General features: G+C 34.3%; 33 protein-coding genes. 28 read left to right on the forward strand and 5 right to left on the reverse strand.

The window, feature by feature from the left end; translation table 11 throughout:
• The 13 genes from JOC86_RS01780 (at window position 1) to JOC86_RS01840 (ending at window position 9,986) form a co-directional block, all read left to right on the forward strand.
• Window positions 1-1,470, forward strand: a complete 1,470-nt coding sequence (locus JOC86_RS01780) for an adenosylcobinamide amidohydrolase (protein ID WP_205168061.1) — start codon at window positions 1-3, stop codon at window positions 1,468-1,470.
• The gene (cbiB, locus tag JOC86_RS01785; RefSeq protein WP_205168062.1) at window positions 1,467-2,432 is read left to right on the forward strand and encodes an adenosylcobinamide-phosphate synthase CbiB; all 966 of its coding nucleotides are present in this window, start codon (window positions 1,467-1,469) and stop codon (window positions 2,430-2,432) included. The genes JOC86_RS01780 and cbiB overlap by 4 nt, the downstream gene beginning before the upstream one ends.
• A complete protein-coding gene (gene cobD, locus JOC86_RS01790) occupies window positions 2,407-3,495 on the forward strand; it encodes a threonine-phosphate decarboxylase CobD (protein ID WP_205168063.1) in 1,089 nt (362 codons plus the stop codon). The genes cbiB and cobD overlap by 26 nt, the downstream gene beginning before the upstream one ends.
• Window positions 3,465-4,043, forward strand: a complete 579-nt coding sequence (locus JOC86_RS01795; RefSeq protein ID WP_205168064.1) for a bifunctional adenosylcobinamide kinase/adenosylcobinamide-phosphate guanylyltransferase — start codon at window positions 3,465-3,467, stop codon at window positions 4,041-4,043. Before cobD ends, JOC86_RS01795 begins: the two co-directional genes overlap by 31 nt.
• Complete coding sequence (locus tag JOC86_RS01800) at window positions 4,040-5,533, forward strand: cobyric acid synthase (RefSeq protein WP_205168065.1); 1,494 nt, start codon at window positions 4,040-4,042, stop codon at window positions 5,531-5,533. The genes JOC86_RS01795 and JOC86_RS01800 overlap by 4 nt, the downstream gene beginning before the upstream one ends.
• Entirely contained in the window at window positions 5,530-6,321 is a 792-nt protein-coding gene (gene cobS, locus JOC86_RS01805) for an adenosylcobinamide-GDP ribazoletransferase (protein WP_205168066.1), read from the forward strand. The genes JOC86_RS01800 and cobS overlap by 4 nt, the downstream gene beginning before the upstream one ends.
• Window positions 6,279-6,905: a histidine phosphatase family protein gene (locus tag JOC86_RS01810; RefSeq protein WP_205168067.1), complete on the forward strand. Its 627-nt coding sequence runs from the start codon at window positions 6,279-6,281 to the stop codon at window positions 6,903-6,905. Before cobS ends, JOC86_RS01810 begins: the two co-directional genes overlap by 43 nt.
• The gene (locus tag JOC86_RS01815) at window positions 6,902-7,279 is read left to right on the forward strand and encodes a bifunctional adenosylcobinamide kinase/adenosylcobinamide-phosphate guanylyltransferase (protein WP_338021698.1); all 378 of its coding nucleotides are present in this window, start codon (window positions 6,902-6,904) and stop codon (window positions 7,277-7,279) included. Before JOC86_RS01810 ends, JOC86_RS01815 begins: the two co-directional genes overlap by 4 nt.
• A gap of 14 nt (window positions 7,280-7,293) precedes the next feature.
• A complete protein-coding gene (locus tag JOC86_RS01820; protein WP_205168069.1) occupies window positions 7,294-7,878 on the forward strand; it encodes a cob(I)yrinic acid a,c-diamide adenosyltransferase in 585 nt (194 codons plus the stop codon).
• Complete coding sequence (locus tag JOC86_RS01825) at window positions 7,878-8,372, forward strand: ECF transporter S component (RefSeq protein WP_205168070.1); 495 nt, start codon at window positions 7,878-7,880, stop codon at window positions 8,370-8,372. The genes JOC86_RS01820 and JOC86_RS01825 overlap by 1 nt, the downstream gene beginning before the upstream one ends.
• Complete coding sequence (locus JOC86_RS01830) at window positions 8,369-9,088, forward strand: ATP-binding protein (protein ID WP_205168071.1); 720 nt, start codon at window positions 8,369-8,371, stop codon at window positions 9,086-9,088. The genes JOC86_RS01825 and JOC86_RS01830 overlap by 4 nt, the downstream gene beginning before the upstream one ends.
• Before the next feature lie 99 nt (window positions 9,089-9,187).
• Complete coding sequence (locus JOC86_RS01835) at window positions 9,188-9,517, forward strand: hypothetical protein (protein ID WP_205168072.1); 330 nt, start codon at window positions 9,188-9,190, stop codon at window positions 9,515-9,517.
• Window positions 9,518-9,593: 76 nt separating this feature from the next.
• On the forward strand, window positions 9,594-9,986 hold the full coding sequence (locus JOC86_RS01840; protein WP_205168073.1) for a thiol-disulfide oxidoreductase DCC family protein: 393 nt from the start codon (window positions 9,594-9,596) through the stop codon (window positions 9,984-9,986).
• A 756-nt stretch (window positions 9,987-10,742) separates the two neighbouring features.
• Here JOC86_RS01840 and JOC86_RS01845 read toward each other — a convergent pair.
• The gene (locus tag JOC86_RS01845) at window positions 10,743-11,039 is read right to left on the reverse strand and encodes a DUF3817 domain-containing protein (RefSeq protein WP_205168074.1); all 297 of its coding nucleotides are present in this window, start codon (window positions 11,037-11,039) and stop codon (window positions 10,743-10,745) included.
• A 139-nt stretch (window positions 11,040-11,178) separates the two neighbouring features.
• Window positions 11,179-11,613 (reverse strand): GNAT family N-acetyltransferase, encoded by a 435-nt coding sequence (locus tag JOC86_RS01850; protein ID WP_205168075.1) that lies wholly within the window; start codon window positions 11,611-11,613, stop codon window positions 11,179-11,181.
• Window positions 11,614-11,803: 190 nt separating this feature from the next.
• On the opposite strand from JOC86_RS01850, the gene JOC86_RS01855 reads away from it, so the two are divergent.
• The 14 genes from JOC86_RS01855 to JOC86_RS01915 all read left to right on the forward strand — a co-directional run bounded on the left by JOC86_RS01855 (window position 11,804) and on the right by JOC86_RS01915 (window position 23,774).
• A complete protein-coding gene (locus tag JOC86_RS01855; protein ID WP_239587348.1) occupies window positions 11,804-12,100 on the forward strand; it encodes a late competence development ComFB family protein in 297 nt (98 codons plus the stop codon).
• Between the two features lie 80 nt (window positions 12,101-12,180).
• Complete coding sequence (locus JOC86_RS01860; protein ID WP_205168076.1) at window positions 12,181-12,975, forward strand: SDR family NAD(P)-dependent oxidoreductase; 795 nt, start codon at window positions 12,181-12,183, stop codon at window positions 12,973-12,975.
• Window positions 12,976-13,003: 28 nt separating this feature from the next.
• Complete coding sequence (locus JOC86_RS01865) at window positions 13,004-13,396, forward strand: VOC family protein (RefSeq protein WP_205168077.1); 393 nt, start codon at window positions 13,004-13,006, stop codon at window positions 13,394-13,396.
• A gap of 209 nt (window positions 13,397-13,605) precedes the next feature.
• Window positions 13,606-13,899 (forward strand): hypothetical protein, encoded by a 294-nt coding sequence (locus JOC86_RS01870; RefSeq protein ID WP_205168078.1) that lies wholly within the window; start codon window positions 13,606-13,608, stop codon window positions 13,897-13,899.
• A 177-nt stretch (window positions 13,900-14,076) separates the two neighbouring features.
• A complete protein-coding gene (locus JOC86_RS01875; protein WP_205169959.1) occupies window positions 14,077-15,777 on the forward strand; it encodes an ABC transporter ATP-binding protein in 1,701 nt (566 codons plus the stop codon).
• Window positions 15,758-17,548: an ABC transporter ATP-binding protein gene (locus tag JOC86_RS01880; protein ID WP_205168079.1), complete on the forward strand. Its 1,791-nt coding sequence runs from the start codon at window positions 15,758-15,760 to the stop codon at window positions 17,546-17,548. Before JOC86_RS01875 ends, JOC86_RS01880 begins: the two co-directional genes overlap by 20 nt.
• A gap of 221 nt (window positions 17,549-17,769) precedes the next feature.
• Window positions 17,770-18,006: a hypothetical protein gene (locus JOC86_RS01885; protein WP_205168080.1), complete on the forward strand. Its 237-nt coding sequence runs from the start codon at window positions 17,770-17,772 to the stop codon at window positions 18,004-18,006.
• Window positions 18,007-18,238: 232 nt separating this feature from the next.
• Entirely contained in the window at window positions 18,239-19,000 is a 762-nt protein-coding gene (locus JOC86_RS01890; RefSeq protein ID WP_205168081.1) for a methyltransferase domain-containing protein, read from the forward strand.
• Window positions 19,001-19,142: 142 nt separating this feature from the next.
• Window positions 19,143-19,265, forward strand: a complete 123-nt coding sequence (locus JOC86_RS24890) for an NUDIX hydrolase (RefSeq protein WP_275583355.1) — start codon at window positions 19,143-19,145, stop codon at window positions 19,263-19,265.
• Between the two features lie 75 nt (window positions 19,266-19,340).
• Entirely contained in the window at window positions 19,341-19,607 is a 267-nt protein-coding gene (locus JOC86_RS24550) for an NUDIX hydrolase (RefSeq protein ID WP_472925684.1), read from the forward strand.
• Window positions 19,608-19,826: 219 nt separating this feature from the next.
• Window positions 19,827-20,519: an ABC transporter ATP-binding protein gene (locus JOC86_RS01900; protein ID WP_205168082.1), complete on the forward strand. Its 693-nt coding sequence runs from the start codon at window positions 19,827-19,829 to the stop codon at window positions 20,517-20,519.
• Window positions 20,516-21,838 carry an ABC transporter permease gene (locus JOC86_RS01905; protein WP_205168083.1) on the forward strand — a complete coding sequence of 441 codons (1,323 nt, stop codon included), beginning with the start codon at window positions 20,516-20,518 and terminating at the stop codon, window positions 21,836-21,838. Before JOC86_RS01900 ends, JOC86_RS01905 begins: the two co-directional genes overlap by 4 nt.
• Before the next feature lie 529 nt (window positions 21,839-22,367).
• Window positions 22,368-23,216, forward strand: coding sequence for an SDR family oxidoreductase (locus tag JOC86_RS01910; protein ID WP_205168084.1), 849 nt, complete (start codon window positions 22,368-22,370; stop codon window positions 23,214-23,216).
• Window positions 23,217-23,345: 129 nt separating this feature from the next.
• Window positions 23,346-23,774 carry a DUF4064 domain-containing protein gene (locus JOC86_RS01915; protein WP_205168085.1) on the forward strand — a complete coding sequence of 143 codons (429 nt, stop codon included), beginning with the start codon at window positions 23,346-23,348 and terminating at the stop codon, window positions 23,772-23,774.
• 55 nt (window positions 23,775-23,829) lie between these two features.
• On the opposite strand, the gene JOC86_RS01920 is transcribed toward JOC86_RS01915, so the two are convergent.
• Both JOC86_RS01920 and JOC86_RS01925 read right to left on the reverse strand, forming a co-directional pair.
• A complete protein-coding gene (locus JOC86_RS01920) occupies window positions 23,830-25,227 on the reverse strand; it encodes a sensor histidine kinase (RefSeq protein WP_205168086.1) in 1,398 nt (465 codons plus the stop codon).
• On the reverse strand, window positions 25,224-25,904 hold the full coding sequence (locus tag JOC86_RS01925) for a response regulator (protein WP_205168087.1): 681 nt from the start codon (window positions 25,902-25,904) through the stop codon (window positions 25,224-25,226). The genes JOC86_RS01920 and JOC86_RS01925 overlap by 4 nt, the downstream gene beginning before the upstream one ends.
• Before the next feature lie 187 nt (window positions 25,905-26,091).
• Between JOC86_RS01925 and JOC86_RS01930 the strand changes: the two genes are divergently transcribed.
• Window positions 26,092-26,496, forward strand: coding sequence for a FixH family protein (locus JOC86_RS01930; protein ID WP_205168088.1), 405 nt, complete (start codon window positions 26,092-26,094; stop codon window positions 26,494-26,496).
• Window positions 26,497-26,690: 194 nt separating this feature from the next.
• Here JOC86_RS01930 and JOC86_RS24555 read toward each other — a convergent pair whose 3' ends face one another.
• Window positions 26,691-26,789, reverse strand: coding sequence for a putative holin-like toxin (locus JOC86_RS24555; protein WP_338021729.1), 99 nt, complete (start codon window positions 26,787-26,789; stop codon window positions 26,691-26,693).
• Between the last annotated feature and the right edge of the window lie 88 nt (window positions 26,790-26,877).

The raw sequence follows: 26,877 nt of genomic DNA on the forward strand, positions 1-26,877 counted from the left end.
ATGATCGGAGTCACAAATGTTTCAGGTGGATATTCATCCGTATCAGTACTTAAAGATATCTCGTTTTCAGTAAAAAAAGGGCAGCTATTTGGCATTTTAGGCCCGAATGGTAGTGGGAAAACTACATTATTGAAGATGTTAAGTGGAGTTCTGACAGCTAATAATGGCGAAATCCTTATAAAGGGTCACTCTATAAGTAGTTACTCTTCTAAAAAACTTGCTAAAGTGATGGCTGTATTACCTCAAAATACAACAGAGTTTTTTTCCTATACAGTAAAAGAAACAGTATCTTTAGGTCGTTATGCCCATCAGGATGGCTGGTTTAATACATGGTCCGAAAAGGATGAAATCACGGTTCAAAAGGTTATGGAGCAGACTGGGATTATCGAATATCAACATCACTCCATACAACAGTTGTCCGGTGGAGAAAGACAAAGAGTATTTCTAGCTCAAGCTCTCGCTCAAGAACCTGAAATTTTATTATTAGATGAACCAACTAATCATTTGGATTTATCCTATCAAAAAGAATTACTAGACCTCTTAAAAAGGTGGACCAAAGAACAGGAATTAACGGTATTATCCATTTTTCATGACCTAAACCTTGCAGGTCTATATTGTGATCAATTACTTCTACTAAAGGATGGACAAATCAACATCGATTCTTATCCTAATGAAGTATTAAAGGAAGAAAGAATAAAAAACGTTTATCAAACAGAAATAAAAAAACACCCGCATCCACATGTTCCTGCTCCTCAAATGCTGCTTCTTCCGGATTCAGAATATCAAGAAGGACATTTATTAGAAATAAATGAATCCTTTTTGTCATCCACTGAGGAGTGCATAGTATTAGTATCTCCTGAACCTTTAAAAACCATGTCATCTGGAGTGATTGGTTCAGGATCGGGGTGGTATCAAAATTTTATTAACCGACATGTGGCTAAAACCTATAACTGTAGTAATCACCGTGAAGAAATGAAGGACTTTATACAAGATTTAGGTTATGGTCCAAGTGACACCGTTGGAATGATGACGGCAGTTAATCTTGGTGATGTTTCCTATGAGTTTTATCAAGATGGTGAATTTTCAATCTTTGTGGTAGTAACAGCAGGGGTGGGCAATGCGATTGATGCTAGTAAAAGTGAACTGCATTCTTATGAATTGGAACCTGGAACCATCAATACATGGGTATTTGTTAATGGTAAAATTACAGAAGAAGCCTTTATTCAAAGTATCATGACAGCAACAGAGTCAAAAGTGAAGGTTTTACATGATCAAAAAGTAAAGGATTCGGTAACAGGTACACTTGCAACAGGTACTTCAACAGATAGTATATTAATTGCTTCTACACAACAGGGGAAGGAACTGGAATACGCAGGAACGATTACACCGCTCGGGAAAATGATTAGTAAAGGTATATATGAATGTACTACAAATGCATTAAATCTTTATAGAAAAAGGGTTAAGACATGATTGCCTATCATTTAATAGCCATTACAATCGCTTTTATTTTGGATATCATTATTGGTGATCCCCTAAATTGGCCACACCCTGTAAAATGGATGGGAAGTTATATTGCGATATTGGAAAAATGGCTAAATAAAGGTAAACACAAAGGAATAAAAGGATTTATTATGTTGTTTATCTTAATTATATCCATTTTATTTATTATTCTCCCAATTTTGTGGATAGGTTACAGTATTCACACATTCATAGGGATTCTTATTGAGAGTATATTGATCATGACAACGATTTCTCAGAAAAGCCTTAGGATGGCAGCTTTGGATGTATTGAAGCCATTAACCCATAATAACTTAAACGAAGCAAGGATAAAGCTTTCTTATATTGTTGGAAGGGATACTGATTCATTAAGTGAGGAAGAGATTGTGCGTGGAACAGTTGAAACTGTTGCTGAAAATACGAGTGATGGAATTACAGCACCCTTGTTTTGGGGATTTATCGGTGGTGCACCACTTGCCCTAATCTACCGGTGTATAAATACTTGTGATTCAATGGTAGGTTATAAGAATGAGAGGTATAAAGATTTTGGTTTTGCTTCCGCTAAGCTTGATGATTGTGTTAATTGGATCCCTAGTCGAATCACAGGCGTTATTTTATTGCTAAGTCAGAAACCTGAATATTTATCCTATAAAGCTGCTTTCACTATTCTCTTACGTGATGCCAAAAAACACCCAAGCCCCAATAGTGGTTGGGGGGAGGCTGCCATTGCTGCAAGCTTAGGGATCCAGCTTGGAGGAATCAACTATTACATAGGGGTAAAATCCAACCGGGCGAGAATGGGAGATCCCTTGGTTAATTTAAACCAAATCCACATTTTAAAGACCGTAAAGATTATGCATATAGCCTGTTTTTTCTATTTACTTTTATTATGGATCGGGGGAGTGATGTTTGAAATTACCAAAGCATGGATCTAATCCTCAATATGTATACAGTGCGATGAAAATGAACAAACCAGATGGTGTTATCGATCTAAGTGCCAATATTAATTCTTTTGGGCCACCTAACGTTTTGATAGATAATTGGAGTCAATTATTAAAAGAAATTGTTGAATATCCTGATCCTTACGCACAAAACCTACGGAGAAAGATATCTGAAAGTGTTAATGTAAATGTCGAAAAGATTCTCGTTGGGAATGGCGGAGCAGAGCTTATACATTTGATTGCCCGTATGTTCGCTAAAAAGAGAATTCTTATTGTTCAACCCACGTTTTCCGAATATGAAAATGCGTGTCGTTCATTTCGTTGTGAAATTTATCATCATCAATTAACAGAACCACATTGGAATATAGAAATTGAGAAGTTGAAATTATCTTTATCGGAAATGGACGCTCTTTTTCTGTGCAATCCAACCAATCCAACTGGAATCGTTTATTCCTATGAAACTCTTAAAGAAATCATAGAAGAAGCATATAAACATAAATGTACCGTCATTATTGATGAAGCCTTTTATGATTTTGTCATGAATTATCAATCAATAGTTGCACTTTTGAATGAATATGAAAACTTAATCATTATACGTTCCCTGACAAAAATGTTTAGCATCCCAGGTATTCGTTTAGGCTATCTTATGGCAGCTAATGAAATTATTCAACAGTTACAAAGCATCCAGGTCCATTGGAGTGTCAATGCTATCGCTTTAACAGCTGGAGAACTTCTTTTAGAACAAGAAGACTTTATCCGAGAAACGCAATCACATATCAAAGAAGAAAGAGAAGCACTCTTTTCGTATTTTGATAGTCAGCATTTTTTAGTATCACCTAGTCAAACAAACTTTTACTTATTAAGGGACCCACAGATAGAGGACCAATTTTTATTGTTCTCATTTCTTTTGGAAAAGGGAATTGTATGCCGGCATACTCTTAATTTTCAAGGGTTAGAGGGCCGCTGGTTAAGGTTTGCTATAAAGGGAAAAAAAGAACATACAAGATTAATGGAAGTGATGGGAGAATGGAGACAAACAACACCTTATTATTCATAACCGGTGGAGTAAGAAGCGGAAAAAGCGGTTTTGCAGAACAGCTTGCCAAAAAAATATCCATTTCAACTGCTACAAAGCTCCATTATCTTGCTACTGCTCAATCAACAGACACTGAAATGAAAAACAGAATTCTTCGTCACAAGTTAGATCGTCAGCATAGTGATGTAGACTGGACAACATGGGAATGTCCTATTAATATACAGAACTTATCCTATCAATTTAGTAAAAATGATACCGTTTTATTAGATTGTCTAACTACATTGTTAACGAATGAAATGTTCTCAAGTGAACGAAATTGGAATGATCCAATTGTTCAAGATGATATTATAATGAAAATACACAATGCACTTAATGGATTGAAAAAAAATGTACATACTCTCTTGGTAGTTAGTAACGAAGTTTTAAATGAACCAGGATATAATAACGAACTGATTACTATATATCAAAGAATGATTGGAATACTTCACCAAAAAATTGTATTAGAAGCTTCTCAAGCTTATTTAATTGAATCGGGAATTCCTGTACGAATGAAAGGAGAATCATTATGAGAGGAATAATGATTCAAGGAACAGCTTCAGATGTTGGAAAGAGCCTTATTGCAACAGCAATTTGTCGAATCCTTGCCAATGAAGGTGAATCTGTCGCACCTTTTAAATCGCAAAATATGTCTAATAACTCTTATATCACTGTTGATGGAAAAGAAATTGGGAGAGCCCAAGGTATACAAGCTGAAGCAGCCAAAGTGGAAGCAAATGTATATATGAATCCAATTCTGTTAAAACCAAAATCAGACCAACAATCTGAGATCGTGCTTTTTGGAAAAGCTCAAACAAGTCTTACAGGTAAAAGCTATCGTGACAACTTCTATGAAAAGGGCCTTCAAGCAATTGAAGAATCTTTAAATTGGATTCAATCTCACTACAATTGGATCATCATGGAGGGGGCAGGCAGTCCAGTTGAAATTAATCTCAAAAGCAAAGAACTTGTGAATATGAAGGTGGCTGAACTTGCTGATATTCCTGTTTTACTAGTAGCAGATATAGACCGTGGTGGGGTTTTTGCAAGTATTATCGGAACTCTGGAGCTACTAGAACCTCATGAAAAAAAGCGAGTAAAAGGAATATTGATTAATAAATTTCGTGGAGACCAAACTTTATTTGAAGACGGAGTACAATGGATTGAGAAACGAACAGGTATCCCTGTTATCGGTGTCGTACCCTATATCACACATAGAATTGAAGGAGAAGATTCACTCTCACTCAATAGCAGGTTTAAGCCTATGGCCCATTCAACCATTGATATCGCCATCATTCATTTCCCATATATCTCTAACTATAGTGACTTTGAACCCTTCACTTTTGAACCGGATGTATCTATCAGATGGGTTCAATCTTCAGACGATTTTGGAAATCCAGATGTAGTTATTTTACCTGGAACGAAAAGTACGATTCGTGATCGTCAATTTTTACAATCGTCCGGATTAGAGGAAAAAGTAATAAAATTTATCAATGAAGACGGGTTTTTAGTTGGAATTTGTGGTGGATATCAAATGTTAGGTCAAACATTAATTGATGAGTCTGGAATGGATACAGGGGTATTGATGTTACAGGAAAAAGGATTAGGTATATTACCTCTTCAGACAAGATTTCTAATGAATAAAATGACGGAAAGAGTAAAAGGGACACTTCATCCTAGGAATAAATTTCTCACCACAACAACAATTGATGGCTTTGAAATTCATTTGGGTCAATCAAAGTGGTTAAAAGAAGTAGAACCTTTCCTTTTATTAGAAGATGGTAGGGGGGAAGGATGTGTAGTTAATAACGGTACAATAATAGGCAGTTATATGCATCATTTATTCCATAACGATGAATGGCGAAACGAATGGTTAAATACGATTCGAACAAGGAAGGGACTTCCATTAAAGCCGATGGTTCCAGTTCATGCGATGCGTGATATAAGCTTGGATCAACTAGCTGAAGAGGTTAAATCACATCTTAATTGGTCACTTCTGAAGAAAGTCATGATGTCTTCATGAGCTATATAAAAGCATTACTTATCAATTTGCAATTTTTCACTATTATTCCGATTCGTAAAGATCTCCCAATGGACCAAAAGCATATTTCAATTTCCGTCGGCTTTTTCCCTATCCTTGGACTACTGCTAGGGTTGATTTATGCATTCTTTGCATCTGTACTAATCAACATGACACCTTTGTCTACTCTTAGTATTGCCTTTATTATTTGGTTATCAATGATCGTCCTAACAGGCGGAATTCATCTTGATGGCTGGATGGATACAAGTGATGCCTACTTCTCCTATCAAAACAGGGAAAAACGACTTGAAATTATGAAAGACCCAAGGACAGGCGCATTTGGAGTGATAAGTCTTCTTATATTATTAAGTGCAAAATTCTTGTTTATTTATGAATCAGTCGTAAATCAAAATGAATTGTTCATCTCAATGCTTGTATTAATTCCTATTTATAGCAGACTTTTTATGGGAGTAGTATTAGTAAATATTAAGTCTTCAAAAGAAGAAGGACTCGCCTTCTTTTTCAAGAAAAATTGTCGCTCATACACCAACCATTTCTACTTTTTATTTATAATAATCCTTTTAACCACAATATACTTTGGGAACCCTGATATCTTTTTTATTTCTTTAATTCTTCTCATTGTTATACTATTATTTTTTCTGATTTTATATAGAAAAATAAAACATTGGTTTGGAGGGATTACTGGTGATGTTCTAGGTGCAACTGTTGAGGGAGGAGAATTACTGTTATGGATGATCGTGTGGTTGTGGCAGTATACCGCCATGGGTTAACGGAGGCTAATAAAAACCATCAATATCTTGGATGGACAGATTCTTCGGTTTGTAAGGATGAACAAGAGCGCATAACTCAGGAAAGAAATTCTCACTCATTCTATCATCAATATTTTTGTAGTGATTTATCTCGTTGTACTTCTTCCTTGAACCTATTAAACCCGGAAGCTATCCCTATACTATTAAAAGAGTTTAGAGAAATAAACTTTGGAGATTGGGAAGGCAGAACATATGAAGAATTAAAGCATGACCTACAATATCAAGATTGGATTTCATCGCCCTTTACAGTAAAACCACCTAATGGTGAATCCTACCTCGAGTTTACGGATCGTGTAAGAAAAGGGTGGGAAAAAATCATCACTACGACGGTGAAACAAGGGGATTCTAAAGTCATGTTGATGAGCCACGGCGGAGTTCTTAGATATTTAATTTCAACATATTCCCCTATTAAATTAGACTTTTGGGATATTCATGCTCCTTATTGTGGAGGATATGAACTTGTTTGGACAAAAAATGGATTTTGGAGGGGAGAAAAATGCATTTTATTACGGGAGGTGCCTATAACGGCAAAGCAAAATGGGTGAAAAATTTTTATCAACTTGATGGTAAATGTCAATGGTTCTCAGCCTATAAAGGGGATGCTTTGCCTGTAAAATTGTCACTTCAGAATTCGGATATTGTAGTATTTGAAGGAATAGAATATTGGTTAAAAAAAGAGATGTTTAAGTCAGAAATTGATCATGTACGGAAAGAATGGATGCAATTTATAAATGGTTGGAACTCTTCATATAATGTAAACATTATCTTGATTGGAACAGATATTACAAAAGGCATTGTCCCACTTAATGATACTGACCGTCAATGGAGAGATCTCACAGGGTGGGTGTACCAAGACATTGTAAGAAATGCAAATCGTGTAGATACAATTTGGTACGGATTGAATCAAAGACTTAAATAAAAGGGGATGTCGAAATGAGAATTTACACAAGAACAGGTGATAAAGGACAAACAAGTATTATTGGAGGAAGAGTAGAGAAAGATGATATTCGTGTAGAAGCTTATGGAACAGTAGATGAAGTAAATTGTTTTGTAGGTCAAGCAATGGCTGAGTTAGACCCTACCCTATTCAAAGATATTCTTGAAGATTTAGAGAAGATCCAACATGAATTATTTGATTGCGGTGGAGACTTAGCAAATGTCACAAAATCAAGACCGATGAAGCTAACCAAAGAAGCTATAACCTATTTAGAAAAGCGTATCGATGAATTCATACAACAGGCACCAACACTAGAGCGGTTTATTTTACCTGGTGGAACGAAGGCTGCTGCTTCTATCCATATTGCACGGACAGTAACGAGAAGAGCAGAACGGTTAGTAGTTAGTCTGATTAAGGTGGATCCTAGTGTTTCTGAGGTATCACTCCAATATTTAAATCGTCTTTCTGATTATTTTTTTGCCCTTGGAAGAATTATTAATTACCGCATGAATGTTAGAGATGTAGAGTATGTAAGGAGTGCTAAAGTTTTTCGTGAAGGGAAGCGGAAGGAGGATAAATAATGTCACGTGAAAGGAAAATAAGCTATTTCACCCTGTTTATAGCAATGTCATCCCTTGGTGCGATGGTTAAAATACCGGCAATTGTAGGCACGATTGCCCTAGATTCCCTTCCTGCTTTAATTGCTTCCGTTTTATTAGGACCAATAGCAGGAGCAATTGTTGCTTCATTAGGCCATTTTATTTCTGCACTACTTTCAGGTTTACCTTTAGGCCCATTTCATTTGCTCATTGCAGTTGAAATGGCGATTCTAGTATTCCTTTTTGGATTGCTTTATAAAAAAGGAAAAAAATTTATTTCCTATTTTCTTTTTACTATTGGAAATGCAATCATTGCTCCTCTCCCATTTCTATTTATAATACATGCTAGCTTTTATTTTTCTATACTGCCATCATTATTCATAGGAACGACCCTTAACATTATTTTAGCTATTGTCGTCCTTCCAAGATTACAGGGAATCCGCCGTACAAAGCCTAAGGAAGTTCATATAAGATGAGAGATGTTCAGATTATCCCTAATATGAAAGGTGAGTATTTATTAATTGCTTCCGATAATAGTGGGGGAATAGGAATGAAGGAGCTTGATGAAATCAAAGTACCCTATGACCAATTAGCGTATTACTCTTTTAGAGTCGCATTTATGGAATGCGTAGCAGCAGGTGGAGACCCTTTTACAGTTGTGATCTCAAACTTTTGTGGTGAAGAAGTATGGGGCCAGCTAGTGGATGGAATACAGATAGGCTTAGAAGAAGTGGAAATGAATAATATTGAGATAACAGGTAGCAGTGAAAGTAATATGAAAATGATTCAATCAGCTCTTGGTGTGATGGTAATAGGTAGATCTAAAAAAGTGAACAATCAACCGCTAACTTACTCAAAAGATTTAGAAATAGCCCTGATAGGAACACCTCTTGTCGGCAATGAAGTAATCGATCAACCGAATGAAATTGCACCATTATCAATGGTTAAATATTTTTGTACGCAAACAGGATTTGTCGTCATGCCAGTCGGTTCAAAAGGAATATTACATGAGTTGAAGCTTTTATTCCCTGATGAACCTCTAAATAATCAGAATTTGGAGTGTGACATCGACTTAAAAAAATCATCTGGTCCATCTACTTGTTTTATCATTGTCTATTCGAATAAAGAAATAGAAAAGGTAAAAAACTTTACGGGAAGTTTATACAATTCTATTAAATATAATAAAGAGTAACTCTTTTTTTATCCCGATTATTTAAATCGTCATATTTATATTGTCCCCTTAATACAATATGGGTGTTGATGTTTAGAACCATATTAAAGGGGATAATGAATGAGTAAAATAGTAGTCAAACTTAGTGTGCTTGTAATTTTGCTCCTGATTTTTAGTTTTCTAGTTGCATATAAAGCAATAGAGCTGCCTAACAAAGAAAAAGTAACTATTGAGGAGAAGTATTACCCAATAGATGGAAAAAAGTTGCTAAGCGGAGTCAAAAGCAATAAGGAAATAACTATGAAAAATACAACTAAAAAATGTGCTATGGAATTTAGCAATAGCGAGATTTTCTTCATTCAATGTGACAAGTATTTAAACTATAAAATAGGGGAAGAAGTCTTTATTGAAGTTCAAGAAAATGACCTTATGAAAATTCGCCGTAAATAAAATTGTAAGCTACTTGAAAGGGAAATGTGATATATTTACAATGATAGTTAGAATTCAACTATAAGTTGGTGATTAAATGTCAGCAATAATATTATTCGATGGTGTCTGTCACTTTTGTAATCAATCAGTGCAATTTATCATGAAGCGGGATTCAAAAGAATATTTTAAATTCGCCTCTATACAAAGTAACATTGGTCAAAAATTAGTAGAAAATAACTCGACTCTGCAGAATCTTGAAAGTATGATTTATATTGAAAATAACAAAGTTTACACAAAATCTACAGCAGCTTTGAAAATATGCGGAAAATTAGATGGTCTTTGGAAAATGTGTATGATATTTTTATTCGTTCCAAGGCCTATTCGGGACTATTTTTACAACATTATTGCTAGAAATCGTTACAAATGGTTTGGGAAAAGGGAACATTGCCGCATTCCTTCAGCACGTGAAAGGAATCGTTTTTTAGAATAAGCGTAAATCATGAAGCAGTCCATTTGGGCTGTTTTTTTATGAGAGAGCTATTCTAATGTGACAATTAATATTTGGTGTAAAAATTGGGGCTTTCATTTGTTGATGATACTTTTTATATGATACACTTGGAAAAACCTTAAATCATTTTCACCTAATCAGATTAGGAGAGATTTAGTGACTTTAATTTCCTATCATTCTTACCACAAAACAATAAAAAAACTTTCCAATAATCAGTTAGTTTATCAGCGATTTGAATACAAGCTGGAACTATACAAGACTGGGATTATTACCTATTCAGATTCCTTCCCATTACACTCAGTCTTAGACATTTCTTTTAAACCTTTTACTAATGGAAAAGGTTTTATGTATCTTCATACCGATAGAGGATTATATTCCTATCATGTAAGTACTGAACCGAAAGAATTCATAAACGAATTTAAAAAGCTAAAGTCAAGCAATCATTATTAAACGATAACTTTATTATGTAAACTAAAATTCATATTATAAACCTATCAAAGAAGATAGGTTTACAACTCCTATTAGTTTTGATAGTTTCTACACCTGATCCTGCTTCTATTATAAAAATCACTTCCTTTCTCCATATATCTCAACAATATATGAAGAAATATACACTTCATTTCAATTCATTTAAAAGGGTTATCCCAAAAAAAGGAGTCAAGAACCACAACGTCAAGATTTGACAACCTTAGTGGTTCCGAACCCCTTATGGAACAACAGTCATAAAATGTATTATTATTAAGCAAACTTTGCTTTTTTTAACTTACTATCAAGGACGATGTTTCCAAATGGGATGAAGGCTACCAATATCGAGCTAAAAATCCATAAAAAGGACCAACGAATTTTGAAAGTAGTGTACGCAATGAAAATTAAATATAGAATAAAGAAAAACCCATGAAGTGATCCTACAAGTGTTACTGCTTCAGGGACGTCAAAAATATATTTAAGGGGCATAGCGATAAACAAAAGAAGTAACAGCGAAGCACCCTCGATAAAACCCATCAATCTAAACTTACCAATAGTTGTATTTAACATTCTAAACCTCCAATATCACAATTAGACTACCATTATTATATAAGCTTAAGACAAAAACAGAAAGAGAAATAAACCTGTTCATAATAATGTCATAAAATATAATCGTTACTATAAAGCATAACAATTGTCTATATTCAATCTATAGTTTTTTGTACATTAGCTTGTGGGGTCCTATAGGCTCAATAGTAAAGATCCCCCCTTTTTCTTGTAATGATAATTTTTTATAGTAGGCACTAACGGAGACTCTTGCGTTACACCACCATAAGTCTGCAGATTGTTTCTTCATGAACTTTTCAGCAAAACGGATTAGAGCACTACCAGCATTTTGTCCTCTAAATTCTGCTAAAGTGGCCATCCCCCTTAAACGAAACTGGTTCTCTTCATTAAAATTTGGATGTGTTTCCTTATAAAATGACGCTATACTGACTAATTTCCCTTTCATATAAGCACCAACATGAAAGCTATCTTTCTCATCATCACCTGGATATTGGCAATCTTCAATAGATTGATTAGGACGTAATATCGTATGTCTCAATTCATATGTATCCTCTGGCTTAATCATTTTAATTTCCATCTAACTCCCCCTCATCATTACTATGTATATAGCATATTAGTTTTGATTAATAATGAAAATAACCGTTTTCCAAAGAGGAAAGATAACTAAATCTTATAAACAACTATTCTTTTAAGAAAATCATAAAGTTTTTTGTTCCATTCTTATGCCGTTATGATAATCTTTATAATAAAAAGAGAATAATTTACTAATGGATGTGTTCGTATTGGAAAAAGGCTTTACTAATGTAATGGAAGAGATTGTCACAACACTTGTAAAAATTGCAATGTTAAGTCCGGATTATCAAACATTTTGCCAGTGCAAAAAGTGTAGAAATGACATTATATCCTTAAGTTTAAATGGGTTACCCAATCATTATGTCACGACAAAAGAAGGACGAGATATGGTGTTTGAAAGTCTTAACACTTATGATAACCGAAAGTGGATTAATAAGCGCATTATTAGCGCCATTCATCTTGTAGGAAAATATCCAAAACATGTGAAATAAAGAATTCCTTTTATATAAACAAAACTAAATGATTTTATTTTCTCATAAAATATATTTCTTATATTTAAAGGAGTGTATAAATGAATATTTCATTAGAAGGTAAAAAAGCATTAATCACTGGCTCAGCTAGCGGGATTGGGTTTATCATTGCTAAGAAATTAGCGGGAGCTGGTGCATCCGTTATCATTAATGGAAAATCAGAGCAGAAGGTTCACTCAAGTCTAGACATTCTTAGGAGAGAGTTTCCAAAAAACGAGATATTCGGAGTAACAGCTGACCTTAGTAAAAAAAGTGAAGTGTCAAATCTTGTTTCTGCCTGCCCGGAAGCCGATATTTTGGTCAATAACCTAGGCATTTATGAACCTCGATCATTTTTTGACATATCAGATGATGACTGGGACTTATATATTGAAACGAACTTAATGTCTGCAGTTCGTTTATCCAGACATTATGCAAAAGGAATGATTGAAAAAAAATGGGGACGAATTTTGAATAACACAAGCATCACACCAGGTTTTTTTCAAGGTGAAATGGTGCATTATGGGACAACCAAGGCTGCACTTCTAGGATTTTCGAGGGGGATTGCGGAATCACTTACAGGCACAAATATTACTGTCAATTCATTTATACCCGGTCCAACTAAAACACAGAAAGTTCAAAAGTCCATTACTGACTTGGCAGAAGAGGCTGGAGAGTCTTTTGAGCATTTTGAAAATAAACTATTTACTGAGAGTTTACCTTCATCCATACTGAAGAGATTTGTTTCAACTGAAGAAGTTGCAAATTTAGTTGTTTTTCTTGCTTCAGAACAAGCTTCTGGTATCACAGGATCCGCATTTAAAGTTGATGGAGGCATCACCCGTTCAATAGTTTAAATTTTATCCAAATTAGGGAGGCTGGAAAATGAAAAAAACCTCAAATACTTGGCCGATTTCAGCCCAAGTAAATACTGTTTTTATTCATGTGAAGGATTTAAAGAAAGCTGCTAGATGGTATTCTGATTTGTTTGGACTAGATATTAATTTAGAAAATGTTCATTCACCTGTTTATAATATTCCAGTAAATGGGGATACAAGTATAACACTAGATGACCATTCATTCGATCCATCATTTCAACATTCCCCTTCTAATAATCCAAGTTTCAATTTCTACACTTCAAACATCGAAGAGGCTTATTCATTTGTTAAAGAAAAGGGAATAAGGATTACTAGAGAGATTGAAAGGGTAGATGATAATACGATTTGGTTTAACATTGCAGATATAGATGGGAATCATATTATGATTTGTAATTGCTAATAAGTTCAATCTACGCTCCAAATATCCCGGTTTCATATAGTATTTAACCCGGTAAATTTCTGATGCATTATTCGTATACTTTGTAAATATATCGTTAAATACGTATAGTAGAAGCAAGTGTAGAAATTTTAATAGTATCATTTCTACTAATCATTTAATTAGCAAATCACTTGATAAATAGGTGAATTTTGATGCAAAGGGGTATTGTTATGAATCATTCTCATGTTTATTTTAATCTCAAAGATTCCTCTTTATTTACAAGTTTAGATGATTACCGTTTTGTGTTAACTAAAAATCCTATGATGAAAACCTATAAAGTATCCCTTCAACTACGACCATTAACATCAGATCATGATCCAATTTGTCTTTTCACTAGAGATTTTACATCAAAAACAAATCTATACGATTTTCTAATTGCAATCTTACCCGAGTACATTTTAGATTCTTTCCGGGTTAAACAAATATTCTTAAAAATGATGAATTTTGTTGAACATGGATTATAAACTCCCATTCCAATCCAATGAAGTGGGACATTCAATTACCCACTATATAATTCAGTCTCACTTTAAATCATTCTTTTGATTATATATGGGATGGTTTTTGATCGGTATTAGAAAAGCATAATTAGGGGTTGTATCACTTTGAAAGTATTTTTATTTCTAAAAGCCTATCGAATACCTATGGCTATAGCATGGTTTTTAATGTTGGTTGAACTAACAGTAGAACTTCTCCATCCTTTATTTATGGCACGAATCATTGATGAAGGTATTCTTAAAGGAGATTTAGAATCCATTTGGTTTTGGGGTGGATTGATGGTAGGGATGTCATTCATTGCCTTTTTCTCCGGAATAACAAATTCCTTTTTTGCCGCTCATGTTAGCCAAGGTTTTGGATATGATGTTCGTTCGACATTATTCAAAAAAATACAAACCTTTTCATTCACTAATTTAAATAAATTTCCAACCTCTTCCCTTATAACGAGAATGACCAATGATGTATCACAAATTCAAAACACTGTATTCATGAGTCTTAGAATCATGCTTCGAGCCCCCTTACTAGTAATTGGTGCCACAGTAATGGCGCTAATTGTAAACGGTAAACTTGCTCTTATGCTTATATTGATCATTCCATTTCTATGGATTTTTCTAAACATTATTTTTAAAAAAGGTTGGGGAAAATTCAAAACAGTTCAGCAGAAATTAGATGCAGTCAATGAAGTCATAAGAGAAAATCTAACTGGGATAAGACTCATTAGAGTATTTTTAAGAAAGAATCATGAAATTACCCGTTTTAAACAATCTAATCAAAAGTTGAAAAATAATACGACAAAAGCGCTTCGTTTAATGGAGGTTACTCTTCCGATTCTGCTATTTGTAATGAATTTATCAATCATTTTTATTCTTTGGTTTGGTAGTATTGAAGTAAATACTGGTGAAGCAAAAGTAGGGGAAGTCGTTGCAATTATTAACTATGCAACAAGAATTACCTCTGTCTTTACGATTTTCTCTTTTATTATTTTAAACTTCTCTCGTGCAAAAGCCTCCTCACATAGAATTACTGAGGTATTAGAAACGGAAGTTGATTTACAGGATTCGGAAAATGCCAAAGACTCATTCCGAATTCAAAAAGGAAAAATTGAGTTTAAAAATGTTTCTTTTACCTATCCAAATCATGATGGTCACATATTAAATGACATCAATTTCACATTAAACCAGAGTGAAACATTAGCTATAATGGGAGCAACCGGGTCAGGGAAATCATCCCTTTTTCAATTAATCCCGAGACTATATGATACTTCAAATGGAGAAATATTGATAGATGATGTAAATGTCAGATTTTATAAAATGAAGAACCTAAGAGATGATATCAGTTATGTACCACAAGAAGCGCTGCTTTTCACAGGCACTATTAAAGAAAATATTGCATGGGGAAGGGAAAATGCTTCATTAGAAGAAATTACACAAGCAGCGAAGGATGCACAAATACATGAGACTATTTGTGCATTAACTGATGGGTATGACACAAAAATTGGACAACGAGGAATGAATTTATCTGGGGGGCAAAAACAGCGAATCTCCATTGCAAGAGCTCTTGTTAGAAAGCCTAAAATTTTATTGCTTGATGATTGTACTAGTGCACTTGATCTTAATACGGAAGCCAAGTTACTAAAAAGGTTGAAGGAATATTCATGTACAACAATATTAATAACTCAAAAGATAAGTACTGCTATTGAAGCAGATGACATCCTTCTATTGGATAATGGGAGAACGATTGGTCAAGGAGATCATAATAGCTTATTAAACTCTTCTTCCCTTTATCAAAAAATCTTTCACTCACAGTTTGGGAAGGAGTCAGTTAAGCATGAGAAAGCATATAAGTAAATCCTCTCAAACGAATGAAAAAGTTAACGCGAAAAACTGGTGGGGAACAATCTTAAGGCTTTGGAGTTACTTATCAAGTAATAAAAAATACTTATTACTAGTGTTACTAATGGTTATGTTAAGTTCGGCATTTAGCCTGCTCGGACCTTTCCTTGTAGGGATGGCGATTGATGACTTTATCGTATCGAGTGATCCCGCTGGTTTTATCCCACTTCTCATCGGGTTAGGGCTTTTATATTTTCTTAATTCAGCAGCCATTTGGTTTCAAAACTACTGGATGATTGGGATCGCTCAATCAACTGTGTATAAGCTGAGAAATGAGTTATTTCAGCACTTCCATAAGATTCCAATTTCTTTTTTTGATCGAAAGCAAAGCGGAGAGCTTATGAGCAGAGTAACAAATGATATCGAGAATGTAAGTACTACCCTCAATAGTTCTCTTATTCAAATATTTTCTAGTTTACTTATTCTTTCCGGTACAATCTGTGTCATGTTTTGGCTTAGTCCTCTCCTGACATTCATAACGATGCTTATAATCCCAATCATGTTCTCAGGGATGAAGTGGATTACAAATCGAACAGGTAAACTATTTAAGCAGACTCAATCCAATTTAGGAATGCTTAATGGGTATATTGAGGAAATAGTATCAGGGCAAAAAATTGTCAAAACTTTTTCACAAGAAAATCGGGTTACATCAGAATTCTTAGAGAAAAACAATAACTTAAAAGCAACAGCATATTGGGCACAAACCTATTCCGGATTCATTCCAAAATTAATGAACGTTTTGAATAATCTCAGTTTTGCAGTTATAGCATTAGTAGGTGGACTATTTGTTTTAAATGGAGATATCACTGTTGGTGTTATCGTTATTTTCACAGAATATGCCAGGCAATTTACTAGACCACTTAATGATCTAGCCAATCAGTTCAACACACTGTTATCTGCGGTAGCAGGCGCTGAAAGGGTTTTTGAAATACTCGATGAGACTGTAGAAAAAGATAGTAACAGAGCAATCGATATACAGGAGGTAAAAGGAGATATCGAGTTTAAAAATGTATCTTTTTCATACGATCAGAAGACACCAACACTTGAAAATATATCCTTTAAAGCAAATAGGGGTGATACAATCGCATTAGTAGGCCCCACTGGTGCTGGAAAAACAACGATCATGAATATTATCGCGAGATTCTATCATTATAATTGTGGTGAAGTATATATTGATGATAAGGAAATAACAAGTATTAAAAAGGAAAGTTTAAGGCGACAAATGGGCTTTGTATTGCAAGACCCCTTTTTATTTCAAGGTACAATTCTTGAAAATATTCGATACGGTCGATTAGATGCAAGTGACCAAGAAGTAGAAGAAGCTGCTAAAATGGCCAATGCATATTCTTTTATTATCAATCTTCCAAATGGATTTGATACTGTCCTAGATCATGACGGATCAGGAATTAGTCAGGGTCAGAAACAGCTTTTGTCCATTGCTAGAGCCATTCTTTCGAGACCGGCTATTCTTTTGTTAGATGAAGCAACAAGTAGTATAGATACAGTAACAGAAATAAAAATTCAACAAGCATTAGAAAAATTAATGAAAGGAAGAACATGCTTTGTCATTGCACATCGGCTCAATACGATCCAAAATGCAGATCAAATACTGGTATTAAAACAAGGTGAAATAATTGAAAAGGGTACACATGATTCACTTTTGAAGGAAAAAGGATTTTATTTCAATCTATACCATACACAACTACGGAATGAAGCAATCTCTTAATGGCTAGCTCAAAAACAGAGTTCAGCCGTTTTTTTTTTGGACGCTTTATTCAGATTGTATGGAAAGGATATAAGTTACAGTTTTTTTCATTGCTTTATTCGCTACTTCTAAATAATTTATCTTAAATAGTAAAAAAACTTTTAATTTATTAGATACATGTCCAAGCCAAAAAAAAATTTCACAATATATTAATAATAGTAAGGAGGAAAGGAGGGGATTATATGTCTGACAATAGATATAGTCCTGTATATATTAATACCGATAAAGTTGAAATTCGCTCCAATAATGTAAAGGTAGAAGAAAATAGACGTCACCGTGAACATGACGATGAGGTGAGAGAATCTAGGAGAAGTTGCTGTTTCGGAGATATATTTGGAGGGATGCACCACAAACGTTATCGACATCGTGATGACAGGGACTGTCATCACCGTCGAAAAAAAGAATGCGACTGCTATTAACAATAACAGTCATTTAAAGGAGAACACCAATGTTCTCCTTTCTTTTTTTATTAAAGTTAATATTATTGTGAAATTATAACTATGAATTAAGGGATAATATGGTATTATGAAGTTAAAGTGGAGTGATAAATGTGAGAGAACATGAAACATAAAAATGGGTTGTCATTTATTCGGCACGACCACCTCCATAGTCTAGTAATTAATGAATGAAAACTAGGAGGAGGAAAATGTGATGAAGTCCGATGAAAACTTTAAAAAATGGGTAGAACAAGTCAATAAACCATTTATAGGTTGGGATTTTTCTTTCATTACAGAAACAGGAAGAGTAAAAAGCGAACCCATTCATTGGTCTTACGGATCGACTGCATTACAACTGATGAAGGAGTCAAGCTCAATGCTAGACATGGGCACTGGTGGTGGAGAGTTTCTATCTAAACTCTATCCATTTCCACCTCATATATGTGCAACAGAAGGATACAAGCCCAACTTTCCAATTGCAAAGAAAAGACTGGAGCCGTTAGGTGTGTCCGTATTTAGTATTGATGAAGACAATAAGCTTCCTTTTGAATGTGAGGAATTTGATTTAGTTCTCAACCAACATGAAGCATATGATCCAAAAGAAGTATCAAGAATTTTAAAAACGGATGGTCTTTTTCTTACACAACAAGTTGGGGGAAAGGACTGTGTAGAAATCAATCACGACTTAGATGCATCAGTACCAAATGATTTCCTTCATTGGAGTTTAGACTATGCTGTCAACGAATTAATGAATGAAGGGTTTATTATTTTAAAAGCAGAGGAAGCGTTCCCTTTTCAAAGATTTTATGATATAGGTGCCCTTATTTATTATTTAAAAGCAATACCTTGGCAGATAACTGATTTTTCATTTGAAACCTATGAAGAAAATTTATACAAGATTCATCGAGCTATTGAAGAAAAAGGACATTATGATGTTAAACAGCATCGATTTATGATACTAGCAGGGAAAAGATAGTATACAATGAAAACGATAAAACGGGCTGAACCATTTTGGTTTAGCCCGTTTTATGTTTAAGAATTAAAGTACCTTAAACAATAGACAGTTTCACCATTTAACTGGTATTAAATGGTTCAATTCAATAAGTGGGGGAATATTCATGTATGTGCGTAATTCACTTAAAGCGGTCATTTTACATAATAATAGAATCCTATTGACTGAAAATCAGGATGAAGAAGGAGTGTTTTATTTATTTCCAGGTGGTGGTCAAAATCATGGATAAACCTTTCATGAAGCTCTTACAAGGGAATGTAATGAAGAAATTGGAGCTGAGATCATTATTAATGATTTAATTTTTGTGAGAGAGTATATTGGAAAAAACCATGAACATAGTGAGCATGATCACAGTGTACATCAAGTTGAGTATTTATTTTCTTGTGAACTGAAACAACCTGAACAAAAAGAATTTACGGGTATTAACCCTGACGAACATCAAACTAGAATAGAATGGGTAGAACGTTCATCAATCGATTCTATAAGAATGTATCCTAACAGCATAAAAAAACATTTGAGAAATAGAGTGAGTAACCATCTAACACCCATTTATCTTGAAGATATAAATTAAAAGAGACAGGCTTGTCTATAGGACAAGCTTGTTTTTTATATGGAGAAATGATTTATCAACTATTGAGTTAAAGGGGACGGTTCTCGATCGTGTTACCGTGGTAACGCGATCGAGAACCGTCCCCTAATGCTTTAGTGTAAAAAAGTTTTCCATTTTGTGTAGGGTTTATTTTATTGCTTTCGTTTAATAGTATGTAGATTATTTTAGGAGGCAGTAAAGATGTTAAAAATTAATGGTTTAAGTCATGAGTTTGTCATCGGAAAGCGAGGGCATAAGCAGCATGTTCCAGTTTTAAAGGATATCAATTTTACCGTAAATAAAGGAGAGATTATTTCCATTGTTGGGCGTAGTGGTTCAGGTAAATCAACATTATTAAATTTAATAAGTGGATATATTAAACCAACTGCAGGTTCAATTATGATTAAAGATATTGATGTTACATCCTTTAATGAAGGCAAATGGGCAGATTTCCGATTAGAAAACCTAGGATTTATCTTTCAAAGCTTTCAATTGATTCCAAGCATGACAGCTTACGAGAATATTGAACTACCACTTGTAATGAAGGGAATAGATGAAAAAGATAGAAAGAGAAAAACGAATGAAATGATTACTAAGGTCGGGTTGGAACAGTTTGCCCATCATTATCCTTCAGAATTATCTGGCGGTCAACAGCAAAGAGTTTCGATCGCTCGAGCTTTGGTATTAAATCCTCCCATTATTTTAGCCGATGAACCGACAGGTAGCCTGGATAATGAGACGGAAGAAGAATTACTTCAATTTATTAATAAGTTAAATAAAGATTTAGGAATTACCTTTGTTATGATCACACATGATGAAAAAGTAGCTGCGACAGCAGACCGAGTCATTAAGATAGAAAATGGAGAATTAAAAGAAGGGAAGAAGGTTTCATGAAATTAAAAGATCAGTTCCGCTTTATCCGTAAAAACATGAAAAAAAATCGTTCAAGAGTTTATATGACGATCTTAGCGACAAGTATAGGATGTGCGTTCTTGATCGTATTAGCTTCTGTTGGTTTTGGTTTACATAAGCATATCATAAGTGAAATTACCCAAGACAGAAGTGTGACTCAAATAGAAGTTCACGGGAAGGATCAAGGAAATGGTAATTCTAGTATTACAGATAAAGATATTAAAAGGTTCGAAGAAATCTCTAATGTTAAAGCTGTGACGAGGAGAAAAAACGTAGAAGCGCCGACACAAATAGAATTAGGAAATTACCTAGCACAAACATCCTTATCCGTTGTTCATTATCCTTCTGAGAACAAGGCAGGCTTTGAGTTAAAAGAAGGGAGAATGCCAGAAAAACCAAATGAGGTCATCGTTGGATACCATTTTAAAGAAGGACTTTATAAAAGTAATGGAAAAGAAACATCACCAGAAGAAATTTATAATGAAGAAGGGCAGATAAAGAAGGAGCTTCGTTATAATAATAAAGAGAGCATTCTCAATGAAACTATTTTACTTAAAACCTTTAAATCAGATCGTAATGAGGAAGGCCCTAAGGAAACCTTCCTAAAGATCGTTGGAATTGCTAAAGCACCTAAGAAGGATTGGCTCATGGACAATGGAATTTTCATTTCGAATACTGTTTTACAAGAAATCCATCATTTCGCTGGAGGAGAAGAGAATACAACCGAAAACGATGGATATCAACAGGTAACGATTTATGCAAATTCTATGGAAGAGGTTAAGGATATTTCTCAGACTTTGAAAGATGAAGGCTATTATGTATATTCTGTAGTGGATGAGATCGAAGAAGTAAATCTTGTCTTTTCGATTTTAAAGTTTGGATTAGTTTTTATTGGAACGATTGCTCTTTTGATTGCTTCTATTGGAATATATAATACTATGTCAATGGCTGTTACTGAGAGGACTCAAGATATCGGTATCATGAAAGCGATAGGTGGGCATCCCAAAATCATCAAGAACATATTCTTACTTGAGAGTAGCTACATTGGGTTAATAGGGGCTATTCTCGGAGCACTTGTAGCTTATCTTATCAGCTTTTCTGTTAATGCTGCCTTACCATTTGCGATCAAACAATTTTTTGAACAAGAGATGACAAGACCGATATCTCTTTCCTACATCCCACCATACTTAACCATTATATGTATTATTTTAAGTATCTTAGTAGCCGTTTTATCTGGACTAAAACCTGCAAGTAAAGCCACAAAAATAGACGTACTTAGTGCGTTAAGACGAGACATTTAAATAGCTTGTTTTCGTAAACTTTGTTGCTATTTTTTAAAAATGAGTAGTAGTTGATTTCCGCTCCAGGTTGTTCTCTTTCCGCGGGGCGGGCGGTGATCCTCCTCGTCGCTCTTCGCCTGTGGGGTCTCACCTGTCCCGCTGCTCACCGCAGGAGTCTCGCACCTTCCGCTCCAATAAACTTCTTTACCGATGGTTTACTTTCACAAATCTAATTATAAAATAACAATCTTTTAGAAAAGAGCCTTTAAATAAATATACTTTTTGAATTTAAGAGATTGACTAAAATAGTTCTATGAGGGCTATCCCACAAGGGGCTTAACCAATGCTCTTCCTTATAAAGAAGAGATTTTGGGGAGTTCTTCAAAAAATAGACGTTGTGGATCCTGCCATCTAGGTTTTGGGATTGTCTAGTGAGGACTCCTATTTTAGTTCAATTTCTTTCTTTCGTTGTAAATATTTAATAATATTGAATTGTGCTGGGATAATTCATCCACACTGGAAATTTCATCACAATAAAGCGAGGTTATAAATGGATCAGAAAATAGCCGTCATTACAGGATCATCCAGCGGATTTGGATTATTAACGTCTTTAGAATTTGCTAGAAAAGGATTTAAAGTGATAGCCACCATGAGAAATTTAGAGAAATCAAAAGAGTTAGAGCAGTTAGCGAAAAAAGAAAATTTACATCATGCTTTAAATATCCATGCATTAGACGTAACAAACAATCATTCAGTATCGGTGTTTAAGGATTTTATTAAATCGATCGGTAGAGTGGATGTATTAGTAAATAATGCAGGGTATGCCATGGGAGGCTTCTCTGAGGAGATTACAATTGATGAATATCAACAGCAGTTCGAAACTAATTTTTTCGGTGTTATTCGAATAACAAACACAATTCTTCCATTTATGCGGAATCAGGGAGATGGATTGATTGTAAATGTAAGCAGTATAAGCGGACTCGTGGGTTTCCCTGGAATTTCTCCTTATGTTGCATCTAAACATGCGCTTGAGGGCTATAGTGAAAGTCTTAGGCTAGAATTAAAGCCCAATGGAATTTCTGTTGCATTGGTTGAACCTGGTTCCTTTAATACGAATATTTGGACGACAGGTAAGAAAGTAAGTCTACTTTCTCAAAATATAGCTTCTCCTTATCATAACTATATGAGGAAGATCGAAGCTCAAATGAAAAAAGGAGAAAGGAACTATGGCAACCCAAAACAAGTAGCTAGTTTAATTACATCTTTAGCAGACAAACACAGATATATCCATTTAAGGTACCCAGTTGGAAAAGGAGTTAAATCGATGAAAACCTTAAAGCATCTGCTTCCATGGAGACTTTGGGAAAAGATATTTCTACTCAGAATTTTTAACAAATAAGCGATTTTTCTCGAACTATGTCGAATTTTGCGATTGATTTTTGTTGAATTAGTGAAACCTTTTCATGCATAATTCGTATAGTAAAGTGGTACATATTCAAATATAGATATTTACAGAGGAGGAATTTTCATGAAACGTACCGGAGAAATTGTCTTAGCTATTATTGGTGTAATTTTAAGTGGATTGTTCGCAATAGGTGGATTGTCCTTCAATGCATTAATAGACAATCCTGAATTTCAAGAAGGGATGAATCAAGGAATAAACAATGATCCTACATTAACACAAGGTGATATTGACGCGGTTATCTCAATTATTGAATCAGTTGGTCCATTCTTATTAGTGGTAGGACTAATTTCAGTCATTCTTGGAATTATTGGTGCTATTGCCATTAAAGGTAATAAAAAGCCAGTCTTAGCTGGGATTATGTTTATTCTTGCTGCACTTGTAATTGGGTTAGGAACAATAGGTATTGGATTTTTACCAGGGATCCTTTTCCTAATAGCAGGAATCATGAGTTTTGTTCGTAAGCCAAAAGTTACAACTCACGATGCATTTTAAGAAATCATTCTAATTCATTCAAAAAATGAGGATGACCAATTGGTTATCCTCATTTTTATATTGATGGCAGCTGAATCATTACTTTACATCCTTTTCCTTTTTCACTTTGAATCACTAACGACCCTCCATGTTTTCGGACAATTTCATTCGTGATCGACATGCCTAATCCAAATCCTCCAGTGTCCCTAGAACGAGACAGGTCTGTTCTATAAAATCTTTCACCGATTCTTTTAAGCTTTTCTTTAGGGATCCCTATACCGTAATCTTTAACCGTAATAAATGCATTTGCTTGATCCTCATACGTTTCAATTACAATTTCTCCGTTTTTATGGGAGTATTTAATAGCATTGTCTAATACATTAATGAGTACTTGTTGAAGTCGGTTTTGATCTCCTTCTATAATAACCTCATCGTTTAATTTCTTCACCAGCAAAATTTTTTTTTGTTCTAAAGGATAGGTTAACAGTTCTAAGGTCTCTATGATTAATTGCGATAGAGGTAAAGGCTGTTTTTCAAATACTAAACTTTTATCCTGGAGTCGAGTTAAATCAAGCAAATCTTGAAGTAAAAATTTCATTCGATCCGTTTCCTTGATCACTAAAGCAAGCTTTTGGTCTTCTTCTTCCTTAGAGGTATATACACCATCAAGCAATGCTTGAGCATAGCCTGTTATATAGGTAAGGGGGGTTCGAATTTCATGCGCTACATTTGATAGAAATTCTTTTTTCTCTACATCTTGTTTTTCTAAGGATTCAACCATTTTATTAAAGGTGGTGGCTAATTCACCAATTTCATCATTTTTTCTTACCGTAATTCTCTTGTGAAAAATTCCTTTAGCCACTTCTTTGGAAAAAGATTGAATTTCCTTCATTGGATGAAATAGTGAGTTTAAAAAAGAATTTAAGATAAGAAAAATTACTAAAAAGAAAATAACTCCTACAATGACCAATATTGGAATTCCGGTTTGAAAAACTTCTGACAATTCAGCTAATGGCACATAGATATAAACAAAACCTGTTAATTGATCATCTTTCATTAAAGGGAAAATGGCTCCCACAATATTTCGATTAAACTCTTCTACGTAACCTTCTTTTTCTATAAGCTCTCCTTGATTTAATAGATCAAGTTCTTTCTCACTAATAAGAACTTGATTATCTATTTTATAAGGGAAATTCTCCTTAAGATCTTTTACTTGATCGACATAAACCACTTCATAAGGCGATATCACATTGTACCATTGGATTTTTTCTTTGAACCCCTCACTTTGTGATCCATGCGGATACAGTGCAGCAGTTTGTTTTCCTTGATAGACTAATGTTTCTTTCACATTATTAATGTACATGCTCTTATATATAAAAGTAATAAAAAAATAGGAAAACAAGATGGTAAAAAGAAGGGAAGATATGATAAGAATGACGATTTTTTGATTTAATGTAATATTTTTAAATTTCAACTTCCCACCTCAAATTTATATCCATAACCCCAAACGGTTTGAATGATATCAGAATCATTTCCTGTTTTTAAACGCAGCGTTTTGATATGTGTGTCAACCGTACGATCACTGCCATCATAATCACTTCCCCAAATTTGATCTAATAGCTGACCTCTAGTAAACACTTTCCCTGATCGTGAAGCTAAAAAGTATAGTAAATCATATTCTTTAATCGTTAATTTTAATGGATTCCCATGTAATTGGACACTTCGAGAAGTTACGTTAAAGGAAAAGGGACCAATTTTCACAGATTCATTTTCTTTTTTTAGTTTGTTTGTTCTTCTTAATACAGCTTCAACCCTAGCCAATAATTCTTCAGGATGAAAAGGTTTAACCAGATAATCGTCACTTCCTAATTTTAGCCCTCTTATCTTATCTTCATCATCACCTTTGGCAGATACAAAAATCGAAGGAATATCAGACATTTTTTTAGCTTCTTTAATAAAGGAAAAGCCATCTAAATATGGCATCATAATATCAATAATTAATAAATCTGGCTTCTGTTTGTCTAGTAGAGATAGTGCTTCGATTCCATCACCTGCTTCTATCACATCGTAGCCTTCTTTTATAAGATAAACTTTCATGATCTCTCTTATATTTATATCATCGTCTATTATAAGCACGCTAATCGTATTCACAAAAATGAGCTTCCTTTCCAATTACTTGTTTAAATTCTATTATAGTAAAAAATTATGAAGAAACTATGTGTTTTTAATTTTTTGTGTAATACACTAATACTTTTCTGTAAATTTGTCTACAATGTGCAATAGTGCGTATTTTATTAAAAATGCACATATAAAATGAGGATTAGAAAAGGAGATTATAATGAAACTTGTAAAACATTTCATATTATTAGCAATCGTCGTTGTTCTTTCAGCCTGTACAGCAAATGCAAAAGAAGGTCAGGAGGGAAATCGATCACTTGAACCTTTAAAAGCGGAAATCCAGGTTCCAGAAAATATTGAGTTAATGAATGAAACAAACCTTAAAGTAAAAGTTACCCAAGGGAGTGATAACGTTCAAGATGCTTCTGAAGTGATGTTTGAAATATGGCATGAAGAGGGGAAAGAAGAAAGTGTTATGTTAGAAGCAAAACATGAGGAAAACGGGGTATATTCTACTTCAACGACCTTCGAGAAAAGTGGAACATATTATGTTCAGCCACATGTAACAGCAAGAAATATGCACGTTATGCCCAAAGTAAAAGTAATGGTGAAAGCAGCGAATTAGTATCAGTATTAAACCTGAATAATCACGTTTCCTTTTTATCAGGATAGAATGTTATAATAAGATTAATCTAAAAAATAAATAAGGACATTGGCGGCAACCAATGTCCTTATACACAGCTTCTGCAGCAAGTGCAGCGGCCCATGAGAGAAGAAAATATAACTCTACCCTACAGTTTGAGCGCTAGCAGGGTGGGGTTATTTCTTTTTATCTGAAGAAATAACGACAGCTATCACTGAAACAATTAATGAGCTAAACGTGATCATTAACGTTAATGCCTCATAAAATGTGATTATACGCCACCACCTCCTTCAGAAGGAAAGTGGCCACTGCCCACCCTGATTCACTGTGTACATATAGTTTACCATAGGAAGCTATAGGCTC

It is taken from the genome of Rossellomorea pakistanensis (assembly GCF_016908495.1).
Taxonomy (GTDB): domain Bacteria; phylum Bacillota; class Bacilli; order Bacillales; family Bacillaceae_B; genus Rossellomorea; species Rossellomorea pakistanensis.